Genomic DNA, 23,339 nt, shown 5'->3' with positions numbered 1-23,339 from the left:
GGTCGCCCGGCTCTGCTTACTCATACGCGCGCGGTCGCCCGGCTCTGCTTACTCATACGCGCGCGGTCGCCCGGCTCTGCTTACTCATACGCGCGCGGTCGCCCGGCTCTGCTTACTCATACGCGCGTCGTTGCCGCTGACGTCCCCCGGCTCTGCTTACTCATACGCGCGTCGTTGCCGCTGACGTCCCCCGGCTCTGCTTACTCATACGCGCGTCGTTGCCGCTGCCGTTGCCGTTGCCGCTGCCGCTGCCCCGGCTCTGCCGCTGCCCCGGCTCTGCTCACTCATACGCGCCCCGCTGACCGGCTCGGGAGCCCTCGGGAGCGCGCCGGTAAACTCGCCGGGTGAGTACACCGCGACCCGTGCTTGTCGTCGACTTCGGCGCCCAATACGCCCAGCTGATCGCCCGCCGCGTCCGCGAGGCGCGGGTCTACTCGGAGATCGTGCCGCACTCGATGCCGGTCGCCGAGATGCTCGCGAAAGACCCGGCCGCGATCATCCTGTCCGGCGGCCCGTCCAGCGTCTACGAGGAGGGCGCGCCCTCGCTCGACCCGGCGCTGTTCGACAACGAGGTGCCGGTCTTCGGCATCTGCTACGGCTTCCAGGCGATGGCCCAGGCGCTCGGCGGCAACGTCGCGCACACCGGCTCCCGGGAGTACGGCCGGACGCTGCTCACCGCCCAGGGCGGCACCCTGCTGCGTGACCTCCCCGCCGACCTGCCGGTGTGGATGAGCCACGGCGACAGTGTGGCCATCGCGCCGCAGGGCTTCGCGGTCACCGCGTCGACCCCGGGCGCGCCCGTCGCCGCCTTCGAAAACCTCACCGCCAAGCGGGCCGGCGTGCAGTTCCACCCCGAGGTGGCGCACACCGACCAGGGCCAGGAGATGTTGAAGCGGTTCCTCTACGACATCGCCGGCCTCGAGCCGACCTGGACGGCCGGCAACATCATCGACGACCAGGTGGCCGCGATCCGCGCCCAGGTCGGCGACAAGCAGGTGCTGTGCGCGCTCTCCGGCGGCGTCGACTCGGCGGTCGCGGCCGCCCTCGTGCACAAGGCCATCGGCGACCAGCTCACCTGCGTGTTCGTCGACCACGGTCTGCTGCGCGCGGGCGAGGCCGAGCAGGTCGAGAAGGACTACGTGGCCTCGACCGGCATCCGGCTCAAGGTCGTCGACGCGTCCGACGTCTTCCTCGGTCACCTGGCCGGCGTCACCGACCCCGAGCAGAAGCGCAAAATCATCGGGCGGGAGTTCATCCGTACGTTCGAGGCCGCGGCCCGCGAGCTGGACGCCGAGCGGCACATCGAGTTCCTGGTCCAGGGCACGCTCTACCCCGACGTGGTCGAGTCCGGCGGCGGCACCGGCACCGCCAACATCAAGTCGCACCACAACGTCGGCGGCCTGCCCGACGATCTCCAGTTCTCGCTGATCGAGCCGCTGCGCACGCTGTTCAAGGACGAGGTGCGCGCCCTCGGCGCCGAGCTGGGCCTGCCCGACGAGATGGTCCACCGTCACCCGTTCCCGGGCCCGGGCCTGGCCATCCGGATCATCGGCGCCGTCGACCGCGATCGCCTCGACATCCTGCGCCAGGCCGACCTGATCGCCCGCGAGGAGCTGACCGCCTCGGGTCTGAACCGCGATGTCTGGCAGTTCCCGGTGGTCCTGCTGGCCGACGTGCGAAGCGTGGGCGTCCAGGGCGACGGCCGCACCTACGGTCACCCGGTGGTCCTGCGGCCGGTCTCCAGCGAGGACGCGATGACCGCCGACTGGTCGCGCCTGCCCTACGACCTGATCGCCCGCATCTCGACCCGGATCACGAACGAGGTGCGCGAGATCAACCGGGTGGTCCTCGACGTCACGAGCAAGCCCCCGGGCACCATCGAGTGGGAGTGACGGCCGGCTAGGGGTGGCCCCAGTGCTGGCCGGGAGCCGGCGCCACCGGCAGCGGCTCCTCGGGGATGAGGAACCAGCACACGGGGTACGCGATGAGCGCCACGCCCCAGGTGACCACGGCGAAGATGGCGAAGGCGACCCGGATGAGCACCGGGTCGACGCCGAAGTATCGGCCGATCCCGCTGCAGACGCCGGCGACGATGCGGTCGTCCTGGGGACGGAGGAGGCGGCGGTAGGGTGCGTCAGTCATGCACCCATCGTGACCGGGGAACCGGCCCCAGAACCTCGGTGACAGCCCCGAGAAGAACCCTGAAATTCGGGGCTGACAAGATCCGAAATTCCGGACACGACGGGTAACGAACCGGGTGCGTCGAGTAGGTGTCAACGCTCTGATCTGCGGTTACTCTTCGCCATCACGCTGTCAGGAATCTGACAGACGTTTTCTGCAGGTAACGTAAACCGGGCAGAATTGCCGCCCGTGACCCCCGCACTGGAACCACTTCGGCGAATCGCCGCGTACGCCGTCGCCACCGACGACGCCGGTCGTGTGCTGCTCGTCCGAGCCTCGAGCCGCTCCGGCACCCCCGGCGTCTGGTCGCTCCCCGGCGGCGCAGTCGATCATGGTGAAGACCCCAACCACACCGTCGTTCGCGAGACGGCGGCGGAAACCGGCCTGTCCGTCGCCGTCACCGGGCTGCGTGACGTGCTGGCCGACATGCGGTCGCTGCCGCACCGTGGCGTCACCATCCACACCGATCGCCTCATCTACTCGGTGTCGATCCGGGGCGGCACGCTCGTCGACCGGGTCGGCCACCCCACCGACCTGGCCCGGTGGCACACCCTCGAGGAGGCCGAACGGCTGAAACTCCGGCCGTTCGCGGCGGAGGCGCTCGGGCTCGGCGCCGCATCCGGCGACCTGCGCCCCGACGTCGCCCCGACGTTCCCGTCCTTCTACGCCTACCCCGGGCCGGACGGGCTGCACCGGGCGCAGCGCTTCGCGGCCTACGCGATCGCCACCGACCGCCAGGACACCCGCCTGCTGCTCACCCGGATCGCGCCCGGCTACCCGGGCGAGGGGCGCTGGCACCTGCCCGGCGGCGGGACCGACTACGGCGAGCAGCCGGGGCCGGCGCTGATCCGTGAGCTGGTCGAGGAGACCGGCCAGGAGGGGCGCATCGTCGAGCTGATGGGCGTGGCCAGCCACCGCGACGCGGCCTCGCTCGGCCCCGAGGGCTACCCGATCGACTGGCACGGGGTGCGTGCCTTCTATCGGGTGATCGTCGACGACCCGACCGAGGTGATCGTCAAGGACGTCGGCGGATCGACCTCCGAGGCCCGGTGGATGCCGCTCACGGAGGTCGTCGAGCTCGGCGAGGAGCAGCTCACCGAGGTGACCGCCGAGGCGCTGCGGAAGGCGCGGCTAACCTGATCGAGTGAAGATCAGGCGGGTCGGCGCGTACGGAGTCTGTCGCGACGGGTCCGGGCGGGTGCTCCTCGCCCGGAACTCGGAGCTCAGCGAGTTCCCCGGCCGCTGGACCCTGCCCGGGGGCGGCGTCGAGCAGGGCGAGCACCCGGACGACGCGGTGGTGCGCGAGTTCGGCGAGGAGACCGGCTTCGCGGTGCGCCGGGACGGACTGCGGACGGTGACCGCGGACGTCGCGCGCCTGCCGGCCGGGGATCTCGAGCACACCGACCGGATCATCTATGACGTGTCGATCGTCGGCGGGAGCCTTCGGGCCGAGGTCGGGGGCACGACCGATCTCGTCGAGTGGGTTTCGTCTTCTTCACTGACTTCATTGCCGCTCATGCCGTTCACGGCGGCCGCCCTCGATATTTCCGACATTTCCGACAAATCTGGCATATCTGGTGAGTTGATCGCGGGTGAGGAGCTGGCGCAGCCGGCGCGGGTGCAGCGGTTCGGGGCATATGCCGCGGCTACCGACCCGTACGGCCGCATCTTGCTCGCCAAGATCGCCCAGGGTTACCCCGGCGCCGGGCATTGGCACCTCGCGGGAGGTGGTACCGATCACGGTGAGACCCCGGAAGAGGCGCTGCATCGGGAGTTGTTGGAAGAAACGTCGCAACACGGGCGGGTGACCGGCCTGCTGGGCGTCGGGCACCGTTACGACCCCTCGGCCGTTGGACCGGAAGGAGTGCCGATCGACTGGCACGTCATCCGCGTCCTGTTCAGGGTCCTGGTGGACGCGCCGACCGAACCCGTGGTCACCGAGGAGGCCGGGGGTTCCACCGCGGAGGCGGGCTGGTTCGCCCGGGAGGAGATCGATCACTTGCCGCTCTCGGAGCTCGCCCGCGAAGCCGTAGCCCGAATCGATGCGGAACATACGAGTTAAAATCCTCACAGGCCGCGTCTGAAACCGCGGGCTCGCCCGTACCGAAGGCTGTCGTTCGATCTATCGCCAAGGTCGCGCGGCTGTGCAATGGTGTAACCCCCAAAAGCCCGGGTCAAGCGTGTGCAAGGGGCTACGGGGCCACGACCCACCGCAACTGTGCAGGTGGGAAGACCGAACCATGGAGGAAACACGTGCCGAGTACCCCTTGGCGCCGGCGTCGTTCGACGGATAGTCCCCGTCCCGCCGGTCGTCGTTGGGCTGGCCGTTTGCGCCGCGGCGGCACCATCGCCCGGCAGGCCCTGCTGGTGCGGGTGGGCCGCCGTCCGGGAGACTCCCGGCGTGCCGCCACCGCCACGCGGGCAGAGGTGATCTACACCGGTCCCGTTCTCGAGGCGATCGCCGCCCTTCCCACCGAGCCGGATCTCATCGAGCCGGCCCAGACGGTCGCCAAGACCGTCCCGCTGCTCCCCGGTGAGCAGACCGCCGCCCGCCGGCTGCGCTTCGCGCTGGTGAACGGCTGCACCCTGGCGAGCCTGGGTCTCGGGCTCCTCGCGATCTTCCTGGCGATGCAGGGCGACGTCCGCCCCGCCGCCGCCTGCCTGGTCGCCTGCGTGGCCTTCGACGGCCTCGACGGCGCGCTGGCCCGCAAGCTCGGCGTCGCCAGCCCGTTCGGCGCGCAGATGGACTCGCTCGCCGACATGTGCTCGTTCGGCCTGGCCGCCCCCGTGGTGGTCTACGCCTCGCTGGCCCACACGGTCCCGACCCCGGCGGCGGCCGTCGCCTGCGTGCTGGTGGCCGGCTGCGCCGCGATCCGGCTGGCCCGCTTCAACGTCTCGCCGAAGGACGGCAAGTTCTTCTGCGGCGTCCCCACCACGATGGCGGCCGCCGTGCTCGCGGTGACCGTGCTGATCGGCCTGCCGGTGCCCGGCGCGGTGCTGCTGGGCGGCGTCGCGGTGCTGGCGTTCGCGATGGTGTCGAGCTTCCCGTACGCGAAGCTCGCCCGCCTGCTGAAGCTGCCGCCGTGGATCTGGCTGCTCCCGGCGGTCGGCGCCCTGGTCGACCCGCGGCTCACGTTCGCCGCCGCGGTGCTGGCGTACCTGGTGAGCGGCCCGGTCATGTGGGCCCGCGCCAAGCGCGCCTGAGGTTCGCTACGCGAAGGGCCGCCCTCCCGGGCGGCCCTTTTTGCTACTTCCAGCGGGCGATCACCGTGGCGCCGCCGACGACCTTCTCGTCGACGGTGACCAGCGGCTCGGCCTTGCTCGCCGGCAGGTAGACGTCGGTGCGGGAGCCGAAGCGGATCAGGCCCATCCGCTCGCCGCGGGCGACCAGCGTGCCGACCGGGACGCGCTGCACGATGCGGCGGGCGATCAGGCCGGTGCGCTGGGCCACCACGACCGTGCCGTGCTCGGTGTCGAGGACCGTGTAGGCGGCCACGTTGTGCTCGGCCGCGGCGGTCATCGCGTTCGCGTAGCCGCCGTCCTCGACGAAGTAGTCGGCCACGCGGCCGGCCACCGGCACCCGGTTGACGTGCACGTCGAGCACCGACAGGAAGACCGCGATCCGCAGGAACTCGCCCTCGCCGAAGCGGGGGTCGGTCATCCGCTCGACCGAGAGCACCCGCCCGTCGGCCGACGCCACGATCGCGGCCGGGTCGCTCGGCGCCTCCCGCTCGGGGTCGCGGAAGAACGCCGCCACCGGCGCCGCGGCCAGCGCCGGGATCAGCCACAACTTGCTATTGGGGCGGGCCGTGCGGGCCAGCGCGGCCAGGCCGAGCGCGATGCCGGCCGCCGCCACCCCGTTCGAGTCGATGTGCATGCTCCGGGTGACCGGCACGCTCGACGGCCGGTACGCCGGGGCGAGCGTGGTGGCGACCTTGGGATCGGCGGCCGTGAAGCGGAGCTTGTGCACCCGCAGCGGCGGCGAGTTGCGGACGACCAGGTCGGAGCCGACGCCGAAGAGTGCGCCCTGCCGGAAGAGCTCGGCCGCCGCCCCGCCCGTGCGCCCCGGCACCGCGGGCGTGGCCAGCGTGACCACCGCGCCGTCGTTCAGATATTTGCCGAGCCGGTCGAGCAGCGCCCGCACCTCCTGCGCGGTGCCGGTGACCGGCTCGCCGACGATCACCACGTCGGCCGGCTGCGCCTCGTCGAGCGCGTCGACCACCTTGACCCGGTCGGCGATCCAGCTGCCCAGGCCGGCGATGTGGTCGCGAAGCAGGTCGGCGGTGCTGCGCTCGCCGGCGACCAGGGTCAGCGCGTCACCCGGGAGGAGCGCCTCGACCGCGGACGCCACCACGAGCGACGCGTGGTCGGCGCCGACGACGAGCGCCGACGTGGCCGCGTTGTGCCGGGCGAACTCGGCGGTGAGGGCGCGGGCGGCCGTGCTGCCGATGCCGACGATGGGTGCCTTGGACACGGCGGGGTACGGGGTCATGACGCCGAGCATATTGCGCCGCCCGCGAGCGGGGCTCGCGGGCGGCGGGTCGAACCGTTCGTACTAGTCCTGCCGGGGCTTCTCGCCGGCGGTCTCGGGGTGCTCCTGGCGGAACCGGTCGGCCGGGTCGTCGAGCAGCTCGCGGACGATCGACGCGTGCATCTCGGGCGGCAGGTCGCCGGGGATCTCGGGCTCGGTGGCGGCCTGCTCGGCCACCACGTGCACCGGCTGCGGGGCCGGGCGGCGGCCGGAGCGGATCGCCCCGAGCAGCCCGATCACGCCGAACATGATCAGCGCGCCGGCCACGAGCCAGCCCACCGCCGGCAGGTGGATGTTGATCACCCGGGAGACCGCCCACCAGAGCGCCACCAGCAGGAAGATGACTCCGAAGCTCAGCGAGACGCCGTCGGTGCGGTGCGGCTTCATCGGATGACCTCCACGTTCCCGGTGTCCATCTGCAGGTCGAGCTTGAGGGTGCCGCCACCGGCGCCGTCCGTGCCCAGGTCGGTGATCGACTGGTTGGAGACGCTGCCGTTGTCGTAGACCTTGCCGAGGAGCAGGCCGCGGCCGGTGTCGAGCGACAGGGTGGCCGTGGTGTCGACCGTCTCCGGCAGCAGCACCCGCATCTGGCCGACCTTCATGGTCAGCATGATCGTCTGCTGCTGCCCGGTGAAGTCGATGCCGCGCAGGTCGAGCGTGGCGTTGCCGGCGGTGAAGTCGTACCGGTCGGCGATCGCCGCGACGGTCTGCGGGCGGTAGACGCTGTTGCCGACCTGGCCGCCCCACCGCTCGACGCCGGTGGAGATGCCGAGGCCGAGCGAGGCGAGCAGGGCCAGCGCGATCAGCCCGCGGGCCCGGCCGAGCCAGGCGCCGACGATCAGGCCGAGCGCGATCGTGACCAGGGCGGCCGCGAAGTAGGCGGAGACCGCGATGCTGGCGCCGGCCATGTCGATCACGGCCATCAGGCCGATCACCACGACGACGGCGAAGAACGTGAGCCGGCCGAGCTTCGAGCGCTCCTTGGGCGGTTTTGGCACCTTCGGCGGGCGGGGCTGCGGCGGCTGGTACTGCGGCGGCTGCGAGCCCCACGGGCCGTGCGGCGCGAACGGCGGGCGGTAGCCGCTGACCGGCGGCTGGAACGACGGCGGCGGCACCGGGATGGGCGCGGTCACCGGCTCCTCGGCCGATGCGGGCGTGGCCGGCGCGGCGGGAGCCGGCGGAGGGAAGCCCTGAGCGGCGAAAGCCGTGGTCGGCGGCGCGGTCGCGGCCGGCGGCGCGGTCGCGGGATCGGCCGGCGGCGGAAACGTCGCGCCCGGACCCGGTACCTGGCTCTGATTCTGGCTCTGGCCCTGGTGGGGCGTGCCGCGCTTGATCAGCAGCACCGCGCCGAGGATGACGGCGGCGGCCAGCAGGCTCGCCCGCATCCCGTCGTGCACGATGAAGCCGAAGGAGACCACCGCGGCGGCGCCGAGCAGCACCACCGAGATCGGCGCCATGCCCGAGCGGCCCTTGCCGAGCAACGACTCGATCGGCGACGCGCTGTCGCCCTCGGCCGGGATGATCAGCCAGCCGATCAGGTAGAGCAGGACGCCGACGCCGCTGAGGATGCCGAGCACGGCGACCAGCACGCGCCACAGCACCGGGTCGGTGTTGGTGGCCCGGGCCAGCGCGGCGCAGACGCCGGCGACGTAGCGGCCCTGGCGGGGGCGGACGAGGTGTTCCCGCGAGAACGACGGCCCGGGAAAGGGCGGCGGGCTGGGCGGGGGAGTGGTGCCCGACGAAGTGGCGGTGGCGCCGGGCGGTGTGGAAGCGGTGTGGTCGGCTTCGTCGGTCATGCCATCGATCCTGTCCGAGAGCGGGCCTGAGATGCTTCCGGCGCCGACCCTGAGGCCACCCTGAGATCCTGGGGCCCGGATACCGGGGGACATTCCCCGTGGCCCGGGACGCTGGGACGTGTGACGATCGGATGACGACACCGAGGAGGAGTCATCGCCACCGCAGTCACCCCACCCACGCGCCGGCTGTACCGGCCACGCGACCACCGGATCATCGCCGGGGTCGCCGCCGGTCTGGCGGAGCATCTGGGTGTTCCGCTGCTGGCGGTTCGCATCGCTCTGGTCGTGCTCCTCGGGTTCAGCGGCCTGGGCCTTCTTCTCTATGCGGCCTTCTGGGCGGTCCTGCCGCAACAGGTTCCCACCGACGCGTCCCCGCCGCGACGCGATCTGGCCATGCTTCTGCCGTTCGCGGCCATCGGCCTGGGCGTCGTGCTGCTCCAGGCGCTCGTCTTCAAGAACAGCGTGGCCGGCACCGTCGGCTGGCTGATCGCGGTGGTCGCGGTCGGCGCCGGCATCATCTGGCACCAGTCCGACCCGTCCCGCCGCGGCCACTGGACCGGCAGCCTGCCGCAGACGCCCTGGCTGGCCGCCGTGGTGGCGGAGAGCGACCGGCGCTTCTTCCTCTTCCGCTTCATCGGCGGCGGCGTGCTGGTCGCGACCGGCATCATCGGCGTGGTCGCCGTCTACGCCCCGGCCGGCTCGCTCTCCTCGGTGGTCAACGGCGTGATCTTCGCGCTGGTCGGCCTGCTCGGGGTCGGCGTGGTCGCCGCGCCGCTGCTCTGGCGCATGTTCAACCAGCTGCGCGCCGAGCGCGAGGGCCGCATCCGCGAGCAGGAGCGGGCCGAGGTCGCCGCCATGATCCACGATCAGGTGCTGCACACGCTCGCGCTGATCCAGCGCAACTCGACCGACATCAAGGAAGTGCAGCGACTGGCCCGCGGCCAGGAGCGCAGCCTGCGCAACTGGCTCTACAAGCCGACCGCGTCGCCGACCGAGCGGTTCGCCGCCGCGCTCGAGCAGGCCGCCGCCGAGGTCGAGGACACGTACGCGATCACTGTCGAGACCGTCGTGGTCGGCGACACCGAGTGTGACGAGCGGGTCGCCGCGCTCGTCGCGGCGGCGCGCGAGGCCCTGGTCAACGCCGCCCGGCACGCCGGCGTGCAGACCGTCTCGCTCTACGCCGAGGTCGAGGCCGACGAGCTGAGCGTCTTCGTCCGCGACCGGGGGGCCGGATTCGACATCTCCGGCGTGGAGGAGTCGCGCCACGGCGTCCGAGGGTCGATCATCGGGCGCATGAAACGCCACGGCGGCAAGGCCGAGATCCGCAGTACGCCCGGCGAGGGCACCGAGGTCCGCCTCATGCTGGCGGTCACCCGAGAGAGCATGACGGCTGGGAAGGAGTCCGCACGATGACTGAGACCGAGGCCGGCCGGCTGCGAGTGTTCCTCGTCGACGACCACGCGATGTTCCGCGCCGGGGTGCGTGCCGAGCTGGGCGCCCACGTCGACGTGATCGGCGAGGCCAGCACGGTGCCCGAGGCGATCAGCAAGATCGCCGCGGCCGAGCCCGACGTGGTGCTGCTCGACGTGCACATGCCGGACGGCGGCGGCCGCGCGGTTCTCGACGCGATGCGCCGCAGCCACCCGCAGGTCCGTTTCCTGGCGCTGTCCGTCTCCGACGCCGCCGAGGACGTGATCGGCCTGATCCGGGCCGGCGCCCGCGGCTACGTCACCAAGACCATCTCGCCCGACGAGCTGGCCGCCGCGATCAAGCGGGTGGCCGACGGCGACGCGGTGTTCAGCCCGCGGCTGGCCGGGTTCGTGCTGGACGCGTTCGCCTCCCGGCCCGACGTGCCGGTCGCCGACCCCGAGCTCGACCAGCTCACCAACCGCGAGCGCGAGGTCCTGCGGCTGCTCGCGCGGGGCTACGCGTACAAGGAGATCGCCAAGGAGTTGTTCATCTCGATCAAGACGGTCGAGACCCACGTCTCCAACGTCCTGCGCAAGCTCCAAATGAGCAACCGTTACGAATTGTCACGATGGGCGGCCGACCGGCGCCTCGTCTGACGCTCCGTCAATGGGTGTGTACTGAAGGGCATAACGCCAGCTCAAGGCCCAGTGTGAGACTGCCCGAACGGCCTGTGGCTAGTATCGGCTTGATAACGGGGCTCCGGGCCCCGGTTTCGCTGTGTCACAGTTGCTGGCGACTCACAGACCCCCGTGAGCGCCCTGAAGGAGGCATCCTCCACATGCGTGGGAATGGCCCATGGAAGGTGGCGGCCGGAGCGGCCGCCATCGCCTTGTTGGCGGCCGGCTGCTCCAGCGGCTCCTCGGACGACGAAGCGACGCTGCCGAACGCCATCAGCATCGGTATCGCCGAGCCGGAGAGCCTGATTCCGTCCAACACGACGGAAAACAACGGCTCGCAGGTGTTGTCGTCGCTGTTCTATCCACTCGTCCGCTTCGACGAGAAGAGCGAGCCGTACAACGTCGCGGCTGAGTCGATCTCGCACGACAAGGCCAACAAGGTCTGGACCATCAAGCTGCGGCCGGGGTTCACCTTCAGCAACGGCGAGCCGGTCACGGCGGACAACTACATCAACGCCTGGAACTACGGCGCGTACGGGCCGAACGCCCAGCTCGGGTCGTACTACTTCAGCCGCATCGACGGCTACGCGCAGATGCAGTCGGTCGACCCCGACAACGACGGCCCCGAGAAGGCGCCCACCCCGAAGGCGAACAAGCTCACGGGCCTCAAGAAGGTCAACGACACGACCTTCAAGGTGACGCTCACGCAGGGCTTCGCGGGCTGGGAGTCGGTGATGGGGTACGACTCGTTCTACCCACTGCCCAAGGCCGCGTTCAAGAGCGACGGCGTGCTCGCCGACGGCTTCGGTGACGCCCCGATCGGCAACGGCCCGTTCAAGCTCAAGGGCAAGTGGCAGCACGACGCGCAGATCCAGGTCGAGAAGGTCGCCGACTTCAAGGGCACGGTCCCCAAGGTCGACGGCATCACCTGGAAGATCTACCAGGACCTCGGCGCGCAGTACGCCGACCTGGTCGCGGGCAACCTCGACGTCCAGACGAAGGTGCCGATCGAGAGCCTGGCGTCCGCGTCCGGCGACCTCGGCGACCGTCTGCAGAAGACGCCCAGCTCGGGCTTCCAGTTCCTCGGCTTCCCGATCTACGAGAAGGAATACGAGAAGAAGGACGTCCGGCGCGCGATCTCGATGGCGGTCAACCGCGAGGAGCTGACGTCGCAGATCTTCCTCGGCTCCGAGACGCCCGCCACCTCCTTCGTCTCCCCGGTGGTCGCCGGTTACCGGCCCAACACCTGTGGCGAGAACTGCGAGTACAACCCGACCAAGGCGAAGCAGTTGTACACCGCGGCGGGCGGCCCGTCCGAGATCAAGATCTCGTACAACCAGGACGGCGGTCACAAGGCCTGGATCGACGCCATGTGCAACCAGATCAAGGCGGCACTGAGCGTCAACTGCGTCGGCGTGGGCGAGCCGAAGCTGGCCGACCTGCTGAAGAAGGTGGAGAGGCACCAGCAGGTGGGCCTCATCCGGCTCGGCTGGGTCATGGACTACCCGCTGATGGAGGACTACCTCGGCCCGCTGTACTCGACCGACGGCTCGTCGAACTACTACGGGTACAGCAACACCGCGTTCGACAGCCTGGTTCGCGAGGGCTCCGAGGCGGCCACGCCGGCGGCGGCCATCAAGCAGTGGCAGGACGCCGAGGACATCCTGGCGCAGGACATGCCGGTGATCCCGCTCCGCTTCGGCCAGAACGTCTTCGGCCATTCGGAGAAGGTCACCAACGTAACCATGGACCTGTTCCAGAAGGTGGACATCTACAAGATCGAAGTGGCGGAGTAACGTCTGACCGCTCGAACCCTGGTGGCGCCACGGTCTATCTGAAACCGTGGCGCCGCCGCATTTTTTCTTCACCGCCGAAGGCAACTGAATGTTCCGCTACATCGTGCGGCGCCTGCTGCAGATGGTCCTGACCTTCTTCGGGGCGACGTTCATCGTCTACGCCCTGATGTTCGCCGTTCAGGACGATCCGCTCCAGGCGCTGGTCGGCGAGCGTCCCCTCACCGACAGCCAGCGCACCGCCCTCACCGCCAAGTACCACCTCGACGACAGCTTCTTCACGCAGTACTGGTACTACGTGAAGGGCCTGCTCACGGGGGACTTCGGCACGTCGCTCACCAACCGCCGGGTCGCCGACATGCTCGCCGACGCGTGGCCGGTGACGCTGCGCCTCTCGCTCCTGGCGATCATCATCGCGGCCACCATCGCGATCGTGGCCGGCGTGATCTCCGGCATCCGGCGCGGCAGCATCTTCGACAACGCGACGCTCTTCCTGACGCTGGTCGTGCTGGCCATGCCGATCGTCGTGCTCGCGCCGCTGGCCCAGCTGATCTTCGGCATCAAGCTCGGCTGGTTCCCGCCGACAGCCGGCAAGGACGCGTCGCTGTACGAACTGCTGTTACCCGCGTCCGTGCTGGCCAGCCTGGTGGTCGCCACCGAGCTGCGGGTGACCCGGGCCTCGGTCGCCGAGAACCTGCGCGCCGACTACGTGCGCACCGCGCGGGCCAAGGGGCTCAGCCGCGGGCGGGTGATCGGCGTGCACGTCCTGCGCAACTCGCTCATCCCGGTGATCACCCTGATCGGTGTCGACATCGGCGCCCTGATGTCCGGGGCGATCGTCACCGAGAAGGTGTTCAACATCCCCGGGGTCGGCTTCAACCTCTTCCGCGGCATCCGCACCGAGGACGGTCCGCTGGTGGTCGGCTTCGTCAGCGTCCTGGTGATCGTCTTCCTGGTCGTGAACCTGATCGTCGACCTGCTCTACGCCGCGCTCGACCCGAGGATCCGCTATGAGTGACATGAGCGCCCTGGCCGCGGAGACGCCGGTCGTCCCCGGCGGCGGTGGCAGCAACGCGAAGTCCCGCAGCCTGGCCTCCGACGCCTGGCACGACCTGCGCCGCAGCAAGATCTTCTGGGCGGCGCTGGTGATCATCGCGCTCGTGCTGCTGATGGCCGCGTTCCCCAAGCTGTTCACCTCGGCCGACCCACACGACTGCGTGCTTTCCCGGCAGCACAAGGGTCCGAACGGCGGCGCGATCTTCGGGTACGACTTCCAGGGCTGCGACGTGTACGCCAAGACGGTCTACGGCGCGCGCTACTCGATCATCGTGGGGGTCTTCTCGACGCTGATCGCCGGCGTGATCGGGCTGGCGTTCGGACTCGCGGCCGGCTTCCTCGGCGGCTGGCTCGACGCGGTCCTGTCCCGGTTCATCGACGTCATGCTCGCGATCCCGTTCCTGCTCGGCGCGATCGTGCTGGCCAAGCGGCTGTCGAGCGACCCGCAGAGCAACGGCGTGCTGGCCGTGACGGTCACCCTCGGCGTGCTCGGCTGGACCACGGCGGCCCGGGTCATGCGCTCCGCGGTGATCGCCTCGAAGAACCAGGACTACGTGGCCGCGGCCCGCATGCTCGGCGCGAGCCCGTCCCGGCTGCTGTTCCGGCACATCCTGCCGAACTCGATGGCCTCCTACGTGGTGGTGCTGACGATCCTGCTCGGCATCAACATCGCGAGCGAGGCGACGCTGTCGTTCCTCGGAATCGGCCTCAAGGGCGACGCGGTGAGCTGGGGCATCTCGATCTCCGAGGCGACCGGGTACGTACGGGTGGCCGCCGGCCCGCTGATCTGGCCATCGGTGTTCCTGGCCGCCACGGTGCTGGCCTTCATCATGCTCGGCGACGCCGTCCGAGACGCCTTCGACCCGAAGCTGCGGTGACATGACTGACATCAAGGCGCAGATGGACGCGCTGCCCGGCCTCGACCCCCGGGCGCCGCTGCTGGCCGTCGACGACCTGCACGTCGAGTTCCGCACCCGGGACGGCGTGGCCAAGGCCGTCAACGGCGCCGGCTTCCGGCTCGCGGCCGGCGAGACCCTGGCCCTGCTCGGCGAGTCGGGCTGCGGCAAGTCGGTCACCGCGCAGGCGATCATGGGCATCCTCGACACCCCGCCCGCGTACGTCACCCGCGGCCAGGTGCTCTACCGCGGCGTCGACCTGCTGCGCCTCTCCGAGAACGACCGCCGCAAGGTGCGCGCCAACCGCATCGCGATGATCTTCCAGGACGCGCTCTCGGCGCTGAACCCGGTCTACACGGTCGGGTTCCAGCTCGCCGAGCTGTTCCGCAAGCACCGGGGCATGTCCCGGGCGGACGCCAAGCGGCAGGCGATCGAGCTGCTCGACCAGGTGCACATCCCGGCCGCCCGCGAGCGGATCAACGACTACCCGCATCAGTTCTCCGGCGGCATGCGGCAGCGCGTCATGATCGCCATGGCGCTGGCCCTCGACCCCGAGGTGCTGATCGCCGACGAGCCCACCACGGCCCTCGACGTCACCGTCCAGGCGCAGATCATGGGCCTGCTCGCCGAGCTCCAGCACCAGCGCAACATGGGACTGATCCTGATCACGCACGACATGGGCGTGGTGGCCGACGTCGCGGACCGGATCTCGGTCATGTACGCCGGAAAGATGGTGGAGGAGGCGCCGGTCTATGACATCTACGCGCGACCTGCTCACCCGTACACGAAAGCGCTCTTGGAATCGATTCCCCGCCTGGATCTCAAGGGCCAGCAGCTCAACGTGATCCGCGGACTGCCGCCGGCGCTCACCGACCTTCCGCGCGGGTGCGCGTTCCACCCCCGATGCGGGTACGCGCGGGAGATCTGCCGCCAGGAGGAGCCGCCGCCGTATCAGATCGCGGCGCACCGCATTTCCCGCTGCCACTTCATCCGGGAGGTCCTCGGTGTCTGACGTGTCCGATCTGGTGCTGGAGACCCGCGGCCTGGTCAAGCACTTCCCGATCACCCAGGGCATCGTCTTCAAGACGAAGGTGGGCGCCGTCCGCGCGGTCGACGGCGTCGACATCCAGCTGCGCCGGGGCGAGACGCTCGGCATCGTCGGCGAGTCGGGCTGCGGCAAGTCGACGCTGGCCAAGCTGCTGGTCGGGCTGGAGAAGCCGACGTCGGGCGAGGTGATGGTGCGCGGCGAGAACATGGCGCGGCTCTCCGGTCACGCCCTGCGCCGGGCCCGCCGCAACATCCAGATGGTGCTCCAGGACCCGTACACGTCGCTGAATCCCCGCATGACGGTCGGCGACATCATCGGCGAGCCCTTCGAGATCCACCCCGAGGCGGTGCCGCCCGCCGGCCGGGCCCGCGCCGTGCAGGAGCTGCTCGACCTGGTCGGCCTCAACCCCGACCACATCAACCGCTACCCGCACCAGTTCTCCGGCGGCCAGCGCCAGCGAATCGGCATAGCCCGCGCGCTGGCCCTGCGCCCCGAGATCATCGTCTGCGACGAGCCGGTGTCGGCCCTCGACGTCTCGATCCAGGCCCAGGTGATCAACCTGCTCGAGCGCCTGCAACGAGAGCTCGGCCTGTCGTACGTCTTCATCGCGCACGACCTCTCGGTGGTACGCCACATCTCCGACCGGGTAGCCGTCATGTACCTGGGCAAAATCGTGGAGACCGGCTACCACATGGCGATCTACGAGCAGCCCACGCACCCGTACACGCAGGCCCTGCTCTCGGCCGTCCCGGTCCCCGACCCACGCCTGCGCGGCCGCCGCGACCACATCGTCCTCGAGGGCGACGTGCCGTCCCCGGCCAACCCGCCGTCGGGGTGCCGCTTCCGCACGCGTTGCTGGAAGGCCCAGCCCTTCTGCGCCGACCACGAGCCGCTGTTGCAGATCCGCCAGAGGTCACCGCACCCGAGCGCGTGCCATTACGCCGAGATCCGGGACGTGATTCACCGGTACTGAGGGGCGCTCTTGCGGTTGGTTCGCCTTGGGCCTGGCTCGCTTTCGGCTCGCCCCCGCGCCCAGATCTTGGTGAATTTGTGCTCGCTCACTGCGGGCGTCGCCGGGATCTTGATGAGTTCGTGCGGGTAGGGAGCACGAACTCATCAGCGCTGCGCGGGTGCTGGTGGTCAGAGGGGGCCGCGGCCGGCGCGGAGGATCATCAGGGCGATCTGGGTGCCGTCGGGGCCGAGGGCGGCGCGGAAGCGGTCGACGATCTCGCGCTCGCGGGAGAGGACCAGGCGGGTGCCGCCGCTGGCCATGCGGGTCTTGCCCACCGACTGGGAGAGGCGGGCCCGTTCCAGCCACAGGTCGATGATGGCCTGGTCGATCTCGTCGATACGTTCGCGCATGGCGCGGATCTCGTCGGCGGCCAACGGCTCGCCCGCGCCGGTCGTCTGGTCTGCCACGTCGGCCGTCATTTCGTGCTCCTCGGGTGCTCGCGCCCCGGTCGACCCGGCCCGGGCAGCATCAAGCCCCGGGCTGGGAAGCCCGGGGCTTGATGTAGGTCTGTCGTTCAGACGCGGCCTACGGTCGCCGGACCCCCGGAACCGTAGTAAAAAAATCGCGCCTGCTCGATCACGCTGCCGAGTATGCCCCCGCCCCGATCCCGACCGCAAGGAAACCGCCCGATCCGTGGGACGCCGGAAGAGGGACAGCCCCGGCCGCGACACCGCCCGCGGTCAGGCCGGCAACCCGACCCCGGCCACGGCGGGGCCGCGGATCACCCGCCGGGTCGCCCCGATCATGGCGGCGCCGGTGAGGGCCGCGGCGATGGCGACGATCGCGAGGTACGGCAAGGGCATCGCGTCGGGCCAGAGGCGGTCGGCCCGGGCGGAACCGAACGGCAGGACCGTGAACAGCGAGGCGATCGAGCCGCCCAGCACGCCCGTCACCGTGACCAGCAGGCCCTCCAGGCTGACCGTCGCGACCAGCTGGCCCCGGGTCGCGCCGGACAGGCGCTGCTGGGCGAACTCCCGGCGGCGGCGGATCGTGGCGGCGATCAGGGTGTTGAGCAGCATGATGGCGACGAAGAGCGTGATCATGCCGACCACCACGTAGTTCAGCGTCTTCACGTCCTGGGCGTACGACGGCTCGATCTCGCCGGCCGAGGCGCGGTTCTCGATGCCCTGCATGTAGACCGTGCCGGTCGCTATCCCGGTGAAGAACAGCACCGGCATCACCGCGCCGCCGAGCTGGCGGGTCCGGGTCTTCACCGCGAGCACCGCCAGCTCGCCCGGAGCGCCGCCGAGCGTTCGCACGGGGAGCGACAACACGGCGGTGACCAGGCGCAACAGTTCCGGTGCGAGCAGCGCGAGCCCCACCGAGGCCCAGATGCCGGCCTGGCCGCCGGTCTGCATCGCGTCGATGCCCTTGCCGTCCATCAGCGTCGCCGTCAGCACCGCGCAGTTCGCGCCCACGGCCAGGAAGAACACCGCCGCTATCCGCCGCAGGACGGGTCGCTCGCGGCGCGCGGACCGGGCCGAGATCGTGCGGCCGGCGGCGAAGACCCCCGCGATGACCGAGCCGAGCAGCGTGACGCCGAAGCCGACCCCGAACGCGATCGGGCCGAACGCGAACGAGACCGAGGACGCGGCCTGCCCGGTGTCGCGCAGCAGCGAGAACAGCACGCGCCCGAGCACCAGACCGGCCGGGAGCGCGGCCGTCGCGCCGATCAGGGCGACCGCCGCCGCCTCGCCGACGATCATGCGGCGGAGCTGGCGGCGGGTGGCGCCGACCCGGCGGAGCAGGGCCACCTGGTCGGCCCGCTGGCGGATGGCCAGGCTCATCGTCGACGTCACCGCGAACGCCACGATGATCAGGCACCAGCCGCCGCCGACGCCGGCCGTGGTGCCGAGCGAGTCGGCGCTGGTCGCGTCGGCCGCGCCGGCCGTGTCGAGCAGCGAGGCGAACGCCATCAGCAGGGCGGCGCCGAGGAACGCGGTGAGGAACGTGGCGACGAAGCCGCCGGGACGATGCCGCAGGTTGCGGAGCGCGACGGAGATCATGCCGCCGCTCCGATCCCGCGGGCGTCGCCGAGGTGGGCGAGCCGCTCGGCGACCGCGTCCACGGTGGGCGCGGCGAGCGATCCGGCGATCCGGCCGTCGGCCAGGAAGACCACCGAGCCGGCGTACGCCGCGGCGACCGGATCGTGGGTGACCATGACGACCGTGCGTCCGTTCTCGTGCACCACCGAGCGCAGCAGGGTGAGCACCTCGCGGGCGCTGCGCATGTCGAGCGCGCCGGTCGGCTCGTCGGCGAAGATCACCGCTGGGTCGCTGACCAGGGCGCGGGCCACCGCCACCCGCTGACGCTGGCCGCCGGAGAGCCGCTCGGGCATCTCGTCGGCCCGGTCGCCGAGGCCGAGTCGCTCGAGGACGGCCCGGCTGTGGCGGCGATCGGCGCGACGGCCGTCGAGCCGCAACGGCAGCTCCACGTTCTGCGCGACGGTCAGCGACGGCAGCAGGTTGTAGTCCTGGAAGACGAAGCCCACCCGCCGCCGGCGGAACTTCGTCATGGCCGTGTCGTCGGCGGTGTTCAGCTCCTTTCCGTCGATGAACACCTGGCCGGCGGTCGGGGCGTCGAGGCCGGCCGCGCACTGCAACAGCGTGCTCTTGCCCGAGCCGGAGGGGCCCATCACCGCCGTGAAGCTGCCGGAGGCGAAGGAGGCCGTGACGCCGTCGAGGGCGGTCACCGCGTTGTCGTAGGTCTTGGAGAGGGACTCGAGTCGCACCGCGTCAGTCATAAGTACACCGTACGAGCGCACTACCATGAGAGGTAATGGTGCTAGCACTACCATCCAGCTAGTGCACTAGGGTGTGGTGCACTAGTGCACCTGGAGGCCACGGTGGAGATTCCGGCGTACCGCCGCATCGCCGCGGAGATCGCGGCGCGGATCGACTCGGGTGAGTTGCCGCCCGGCGCCAAGATCATGTCGACCCGGCAGATCGTGGCGGAGTACGACGTCGCGATGGCCACCGCCACGAAGGTCATCACGTCGCTGCGGGAGCAGGGGCTGGTACAGACCCGGCCCGGTCTCGGCACGGTGGTGGCGCCGGTGGCCGGAAGCGCCGGGCCCGACCGCGATCGCGTGGTGCGCACCGCGATCGCCATCGCCGACGCCGAGGGGCTGACCGGTCTCTCGATGCGGCGGCTGGCCGGCGAGCTCGGCATCCCGACGATGTCGGTCTACCGCTACGTCGACGACAAGGAGGAGCTCCTGCTCCTGATGATGGACGAGGTGATGGGCGCGAACCCGCCGCCGTCCCTGTCGCCGGCCCGGGACGGCTGGCGGGCCTGCATCGAGGCGCTGGCCCGGCTGCAGTGGTCGATGTACCGGCGGCACACCTGGCTCGCGCAGGCGGTCTCGTTCACCCGGCCGCTGCTCGCGCCCCGGGCGATGGCGCACACCGAGTGGGCGATGCGGGCGCTCGGCGAGCACGGTCTCGACCCGGATCTCCAGTTCCGGTCGGCCGTCATGATCGCCAATTACGTACGCGGAACCGCCGTGAACCTGGAGGCGGAGGCGCAGGCGATCCAGGAGACCGGGATGACCGAGGAGGACTGGTTCCGCAGTCGCCAGGAACAGTTCGCGACGGTGCTGTCGAGCGGGAAGCTGCCGATGATGGAGCGGTTCGTCACCGGCGGGTACGAGTTCAACCTGGACGTCCTGCTCGAGTTCGGCCTGCAGCGGATGCTCGACGGCCTCGAGACGATGAGGCCCGCCGGAAGATCCGACGGGCCTCACGAATAACCGAAGGGTCAGGCGATGGTGCTGATGCGGTCGGCCGGCCCGGGTGCGACCGGAGCGCCGGCGCCGAGGTACGCGACCAGAGCGTCGACATCGAAGCCCGGAGCCGTGGTGCGCCCGGTGCCGCCGGTCAGGACCGTGAAGCCGTCGCCACCGTTGGCGAGGAAGTCGTTGGTCGTGACCTGGTAGTTGGCGGCCGGGTCGATCGCCGTCCCGTTCAGGGCCAGGTTGGTGATCTTCGAGCCGAGCGGAGCCGAAGCACTCCACGTGTACGTGACGCCGGCCGAGACCTGCAGGATCTTGGTCGTCGTCTGTCCCTTGTAGCCGGCGAACTGCTGCTCGAGCGCGTCCTTGATCTGCGCGCCGGTCAGCGTCTGGGTGACCACGAGGTTGTTGAACGGCTGGACGGTGAACGCCTCGCCGTACGTCACCTCGCCGACCGCCTCGCCGCCCGCGGACGCCTCGGCGTCGAAGTCGGCGCGGATGCCGCCCGGGTTCATCAGCGCGAGCTGGGCGCCGCTGCCGGTCGTGCGGGCCAGCTGGGCGTCCGCGATCACGTCACCGAGCGGAGATTCGCCGGCTGCCGTGTTCGTACGCGTGATGTCCTTCGTGATCTTGCCGACGATCTTGTTGGCGATCGGGGCGACCGCCGTCCGGTACTTGTCGGCGACCTTCTTGGCGGCGGGGTCGACGGTGTCCGGGTTCTTCAGGTAGACGCCCGCCGCGTCCTTCTTCCAGCCGCCGGCGCCGTCCGAGACCCCGTTCTCCACGATCACGTTCTTCGCGGTGATCTCGGCGAACCGGCCGGTCCGCTTGTCCAGCGTGTAGTCGGTGTCGGTGATCAGCTGGCCGTTGGTGCCGGCGCTGGTGACCACCGAGGTGCCCGACTTGTTGGGCAGCGAGCACGAGTAGAACCGGTGCGTGTGGCCGGAGACGACCAGGCCGATCTCGGGGTTGAGACCCTTGACGATGTCGACGACCGGGCCCGCGAAGTTGAAGCAGTCGGACACGCCCGGCGTCGGGCTGGCCGAGCCCTGCGCGCCGCCCTCGTGCAGCAGCAGCACCTGGGCCTTCACGCCGAACAGCTTGAGCAGGTTGCTCCACTTGTTGGCGGTCTCGACCTCGTCGGCGAAGTGCACGTTCTTGATGCCGGCCGGGTTCACGATGCCGGCCGTGCCCTCGAGCGTCATGCCGATGAAGCCGACCGGCACGCCGCCCACGAGCTTGATCGAGATCGGCGGGAGGATCGGCAGCCCGGTCTTGTTGTTGATCGTGTTGGCGGCCAGGTAGGTGAACTTGGCGCCGTAGAACGGGTCGCCGTCCTGGCAGCCGTCGACCGGGTGGCAGCCGCCGCGCTGCATGCGGATGAGCTCGTCGACACCCTCGTCGAACTCGTGGTTGCCCACGGAGCTGACCTGGAGTCCGATCTGGTTCATCAGCTCGATCGTCGGCTCGTCGTGGAAGGCGGCGCTGACCAGCGGCGAGGCGCCGATCAGGTCGCCGGCGCCGACGGTGAGGGTCGACCGGCCCTCGGCCTTGGCCTCGGCGCGCAGCTTCTTGAGGTAGGTCGCGAGGTATTCGACGCCGCCGGCCGGGGTGCTCGTGCCGGAGGCGTTCACGACGGCGCCGCTGCCGCTGGGCGGGTCGATGGCGCCGTGGAAGTCGTTGTAGCTGAGGAACTGGCCCTTCACCGTGGTGGCGGGCTTCGTGCCGAACGAGACGCTGACCGGCTTGAACTCGGCCGGTGGGGTGGTCGTGGTGGTCTGCCGGGCCGACGGAAGGGTGGTCACGACGGCCAGGGCAAGAGCGGGTGCGGCCAGATGACGCAGCACTCGGCGGATGTCCATGGGTATTGGGTCTCCCGATAGATTTTCAACCAACGTCGAAACAGCCTGATCCATCCACGCAGGTGAGCGCTACTACCTCCGGGTGACAACTAGATTGCTGATCCAATCGACGCACGTCCTGTTGACATCGGTGTACGGCCGGCCGAAGACGCTCCTCGAGGCGTTCTCCAGCGAGTTCCCGAGCCGGAGCCGGAGGCGTACGAACTCCATCGCTCTTGCTTCTCCGAAGTGGTTGACCAGGCAGTCCACCGCGAAATGCCCCTCGGCGTAGAACGCGGCCACCTCCTTCTCGCCGGCCCCGTCGCGCAACGGCGCGGTGGCGATCCGGGTGGTGCGGCGCAGGGCATTTCGGTTGTACGTGTCGGAGGCCCTTCGCGGCTGCATGCCGATGTACTCGGCGACGCCCTCGACCAGCCACATGTCCTCGTGCTTGGTGGTGACGCCGCTGATCGTGGCGACGTGGCCGAGCTCGTGCTGGATCACCTCGCGCAGCGCGCTCCGGGACGTCAGGCGGGACGGCTTGATCACCACGTCGGCGCCGGCCGGGCCGAGCGGCTGCATGTAACCGACCGCCCACTGGGTCGCCTTCCCGCCGTACCAGATCCGCCAGGTCTTGTCGGTGGCGAGAAAGAGCCGGTAGCGCGTCTGACGGTTGCCGGCCAGAGCGGCAAATCGATCGTCGACCGCGGCGGCCTGATCGGCGATCGCGACGACCTCCTTGAGCCGGCCGCGCAGGGCCGGGGGTGCGCCGACGGTGACCCGTCTGCCCTGGGCGAAGACGAGATCGCCCTGCTCCCACGGCGTCGGTTGGAGGCCGGTGGGCGTGGCCGCCTCGATCAGAGCGGTGATCACATAGGACCGGCCGCGCGGCTTGACCGTCAACCGCTGGGCGATGCGCGGGCTGTCCGCCGGGCACTGCGGCCGGACGAAGCAGTAGGCGAGCTCGACCTGGCCCTTCGTCACGCGATAGTCCACCGTGGCGTGCAGCGCGCGCAGCGTACGGAAGAGGTTTTGGTATTTCTCGCGCAGGGTGGGGTCGACCGGCGCGAGCCACCCGGCGAGATCGCCGCGGTTGAGCGCCTTCGCCTGCCCGGTCAGCAGTTGGCGCACGGGGTCCTTGGGCTTCGGGCCGGGCGTGGCCGCGCCGGCCGGGACCACCCGCGCCGGATCATCCGGATCGGTGAACACGATCGAGATCGAGATGGCCAGGACCACGGCCAGGATCGCGCCGCCGACATGCCGGGCCCGGTCGTGCACCCCCGTGAAGTCCCGCACCGCGCCTCCTCGGGCCGGACCGGCCGTGCGCTGATTCAAACAAACCGTCGCCGCCGACGCACCCCCCCT

At 70.4% G+C, this 23,339-nt stretch carries 21 protein-coding genes; 12 read left to right on the top strand and 9 right to left on the bottom strand.

Features of this window, described 5'->3' with window-relative positions:
• The first annotated feature begins 344 nt into the window (after nucleotides 1-344).
• Nucleotides 345-1,892, top strand: a complete 1,548-nt coding sequence (guaA, locus tag ACZ6TB_RS38965) for a glutamine-hydrolyzing GMP synthase (protein WP_465563636.1) — start codon at nucleotides 345-347, stop codon at nucleotides 1,890-1,892.
• A gap of 7 nt (nucleotides 1,893-1,899) precedes the next feature.
• Here the strand turns inward: guaA and ACZ6TB_RS38960 are convergent, their stop codons facing one another.
• Nucleotides 1,900-2,142 carry a PspC domain-containing protein gene (locus ACZ6TB_RS38960; protein WP_465563633.1) on the bottom strand — a complete coding sequence of 81 codons (243 nt, stop codon included), beginning with the start codon at nucleotides 2,140-2,142 and terminating at the stop codon, nucleotides 1,900-1,902.
• Nucleotides 2,143-2,370: 228 nt separating this feature from the next.
• Here ACZ6TB_RS38960 and ACZ6TB_RS38955 point away from each other — a divergent pair, with 228 nt between their 5' ends.
• The 3 genes from ACZ6TB_RS38955 (at nucleotide 2,371) to ACZ6TB_RS38945 (ending at nucleotide 5,385) form a co-directional block, all read left to right on the top strand.
• Nucleotides 2,371-3,321 carry an NUDIX hydrolase gene (locus tag ACZ6TB_RS38955; protein WP_465563630.1) on the top strand — a complete coding sequence of 317 codons (951 nt, stop codon included), beginning with the start codon at nucleotides 2,371-2,373 and terminating at the stop codon, nucleotides 3,319-3,321.
• A gap of 4 nt (nucleotides 3,322-3,325) precedes the next feature.
• Complete coding sequence (locus tag ACZ6TB_RS38950) at nucleotides 3,326-4,243, top strand: NUDIX domain-containing protein (protein WP_465563628.1); 918 nt, start codon at nucleotides 3,326-3,328, stop codon at nucleotides 4,241-4,243.
• A 266-nt stretch (nucleotides 4,244-4,509) separates the two neighbouring features.
• A complete protein-coding gene (locus ACZ6TB_RS38945; RefSeq protein ID WP_465563625.1) occupies nucleotides 4,510-5,385 on the top strand; it encodes a CDP-alcohol phosphatidyltransferase family protein in 876 nt (291 codons plus the stop codon).
• Nucleotides 5,386-5,428: 43 nt separating this feature from the next.
• On the opposite strand, the gene ACZ6TB_RS38940 is transcribed toward ACZ6TB_RS38945, so the two are convergent.
• The 3 genes from ACZ6TB_RS38940 to ACZ6TB_RS38930 all read right to left on the bottom strand — a co-directional run bounded on the left by ACZ6TB_RS38940 (nucleotide 5,429) and on the right by ACZ6TB_RS38930 (nucleotide 8,508).
• The gene (locus ACZ6TB_RS38940) at nucleotides 5,429-6,673 is read right to left on the bottom strand and encodes a phosphatidylserine decarboxylase (protein WP_465563623.1); all 1,245 of its coding nucleotides are present in this window, start codon (nucleotides 6,671-6,673) and stop codon (nucleotides 5,429-5,431) included.
• 63 nt (nucleotides 6,674-6,736) lie between these two features.
• Nucleotides 6,737-7,099 (bottom strand): phage holin family protein, encoded by a 363-nt coding sequence (locus ACZ6TB_RS38935; RefSeq protein ID WP_465563620.1) that lies wholly within the window; start codon nucleotides 7,097-7,099, stop codon nucleotides 6,737-6,739.
• On the bottom strand, nucleotides 7,096-8,508 hold the full coding sequence (locus tag ACZ6TB_RS38930) for a PspC domain-containing protein (RefSeq protein WP_465563617.1): 1,413 nt from the start codon (nucleotides 8,506-8,508) through the stop codon (nucleotides 7,096-7,098). The genes ACZ6TB_RS38935 and ACZ6TB_RS38930 overlap by 4 nt, the downstream gene beginning before the upstream one ends.
• A gap of 186 nt (nucleotides 8,509-8,694) precedes the next feature.
• Here ACZ6TB_RS38930 and ACZ6TB_RS38925 point away from each other — a divergent pair, with 186 nt between their 5' ends.
• The 7 genes from ACZ6TB_RS38925 (at nucleotide 8,695) to ACZ6TB_RS38895 (ending at nucleotide 16,361) form a co-directional block, all read left to right on the top strand.
• A complete protein-coding gene (locus tag ACZ6TB_RS38925; protein ID WP_465563839.1) occupies nucleotides 8,695-9,921 on the top strand; it encodes a PspC domain-containing protein in 1,227 nt (408 codons plus the stop codon).
• A complete protein-coding gene (locus tag ACZ6TB_RS38920; protein WP_465563614.1) occupies nucleotides 9,918-10,574 on the top strand; it encodes a response regulator in 657 nt (218 codons plus the stop codon). The genes ACZ6TB_RS38925 and ACZ6TB_RS38920 overlap by 4 nt, the downstream gene beginning before the upstream one ends.
• Nucleotides 10,575-10,756: 182 nt before the next feature.
• Entirely contained in the window at nucleotides 10,757-12,391 is a 1,635-nt protein-coding gene (locus ACZ6TB_RS38915) for a peptide ABC transporter substrate-binding protein (protein ID WP_465563612.1), read from the top strand.
• Between the two features lie 88 nt (nucleotides 12,392-12,479).
• Complete coding sequence (locus ACZ6TB_RS38910; RefSeq protein WP_465563609.1) at nucleotides 12,480-13,406, top strand: ABC transporter permease; 927 nt, start codon at nucleotides 12,480-12,482, stop codon at nucleotides 13,404-13,406.
• Nucleotides 13,399-14,322 (top strand): ABC transporter permease, encoded by a 924-nt coding sequence (locus tag ACZ6TB_RS38905; RefSeq protein WP_465563606.1) that lies wholly within the window; start codon nucleotides 13,399-13,401, stop codon nucleotides 14,320-14,322. The genes ACZ6TB_RS38910 and ACZ6TB_RS38905 overlap by 8 nt, the downstream gene beginning before the upstream one ends.
• 1 nt (nucleotide 14,323) lies before the next feature.
• A complete protein-coding gene (locus ACZ6TB_RS38900) occupies nucleotides 14,324-15,352 on the top strand; it encodes an ABC transporter ATP-binding protein (protein ID WP_465563604.1) in 1,029 nt (342 codons plus the stop codon).
• A 1-nt stretch (nucleotide 15,353) separates the two neighbouring features.
• Complete coding sequence (locus ACZ6TB_RS38895) at nucleotides 15,354-16,361, top strand: ABC transporter ATP-binding protein (RefSeq protein ID WP_465563837.1); 1,008 nt, start codon at nucleotides 15,354-15,356, stop codon at nucleotides 16,359-16,361.
• A 167-nt stretch (nucleotides 16,362-16,528) separates the two neighbouring features.
• Here ACZ6TB_RS38895 and ACZ6TB_RS38890 read toward each other — a convergent pair whose 3' ends face one another.
• The 3 genes from ACZ6TB_RS38890 to ACZ6TB_RS38880 form a co-directional block, all read right to left on the bottom strand.
• Entirely contained in the window at nucleotides 16,529-16,819 is a 291-nt protein-coding gene (locus ACZ6TB_RS38890; protein ID WP_433300778.1) for a chorismate mutase, read from the bottom strand.
• A gap of 261 nt (nucleotides 16,820-17,080) precedes the next feature.
• The gene (locus ACZ6TB_RS38885; protein ID WP_465563601.1) at nucleotides 17,081-18,406 is read right to left on the bottom strand and encodes an ABC transporter permease; all 1,326 of its coding nucleotides are present in this window, start codon (nucleotides 18,404-18,406) and stop codon (nucleotides 17,081-17,083) included.
• Nucleotides 18,403-19,143, bottom strand: coding sequence for an ABC transporter ATP-binding protein (locus tag ACZ6TB_RS38880; protein WP_465563598.1), 741 nt, complete (start codon nucleotides 19,141-19,143; stop codon nucleotides 18,403-18,405). Before ACZ6TB_RS38880 ends, ACZ6TB_RS38885 begins: the two co-directional genes overlap by 4 nt.
• 84 nt (nucleotides 19,144-19,227) lie before the next feature.
• On the opposite strand from ACZ6TB_RS38880, the gene ACZ6TB_RS38875 reads away from it, so the two are divergent.
• The gene (locus tag ACZ6TB_RS38875; protein ID WP_465563595.1) at nucleotides 19,228-20,151 is read left to right on the top strand and encodes a TetR/AcrR family transcriptional regulator C-terminal domain-containing protein; all 924 of its coding nucleotides are present in this window, start codon (nucleotides 19,228-19,230) and stop codon (nucleotides 20,149-20,151) included.
• Nucleotides 20,152-20,159: 8 nt separating this feature from the next.
• On the opposite strand, the gene ACZ6TB_RS38870 is transcribed toward ACZ6TB_RS38875, so the two are convergent.
• Complete coding sequence (locus ACZ6TB_RS38870; RefSeq protein WP_465563593.1) at nucleotides 20,160-21,995, bottom strand: bifunctional metallophosphatase/5'-nucleotidase; 1,836 nt, start codon at nucleotides 21,993-21,995, stop codon at nucleotides 20,160-20,162.
• A gap of 72 nt (nucleotides 21,996-22,067) precedes the next feature.
• Nucleotides 22,068-23,270: a hypothetical protein gene (locus tag ACZ6TB_RS38865; RefSeq protein ID WP_465563591.1), complete on the bottom strand. Its 1,203-nt coding sequence runs from the start codon at nucleotides 23,268-23,270 to the stop codon at nucleotides 22,068-22,070.
• Between the last annotated feature and the right edge of the window lie 69 nt (nucleotides 23,271-23,339).

This window comes from Actinoplanes sp. NPDC051537 (assembly GCF_055586105.1).
Note: the sequence above shows the minus strand (reverse complement) of the source record. Positions and strands in the feature narration are given on the sequence as shown.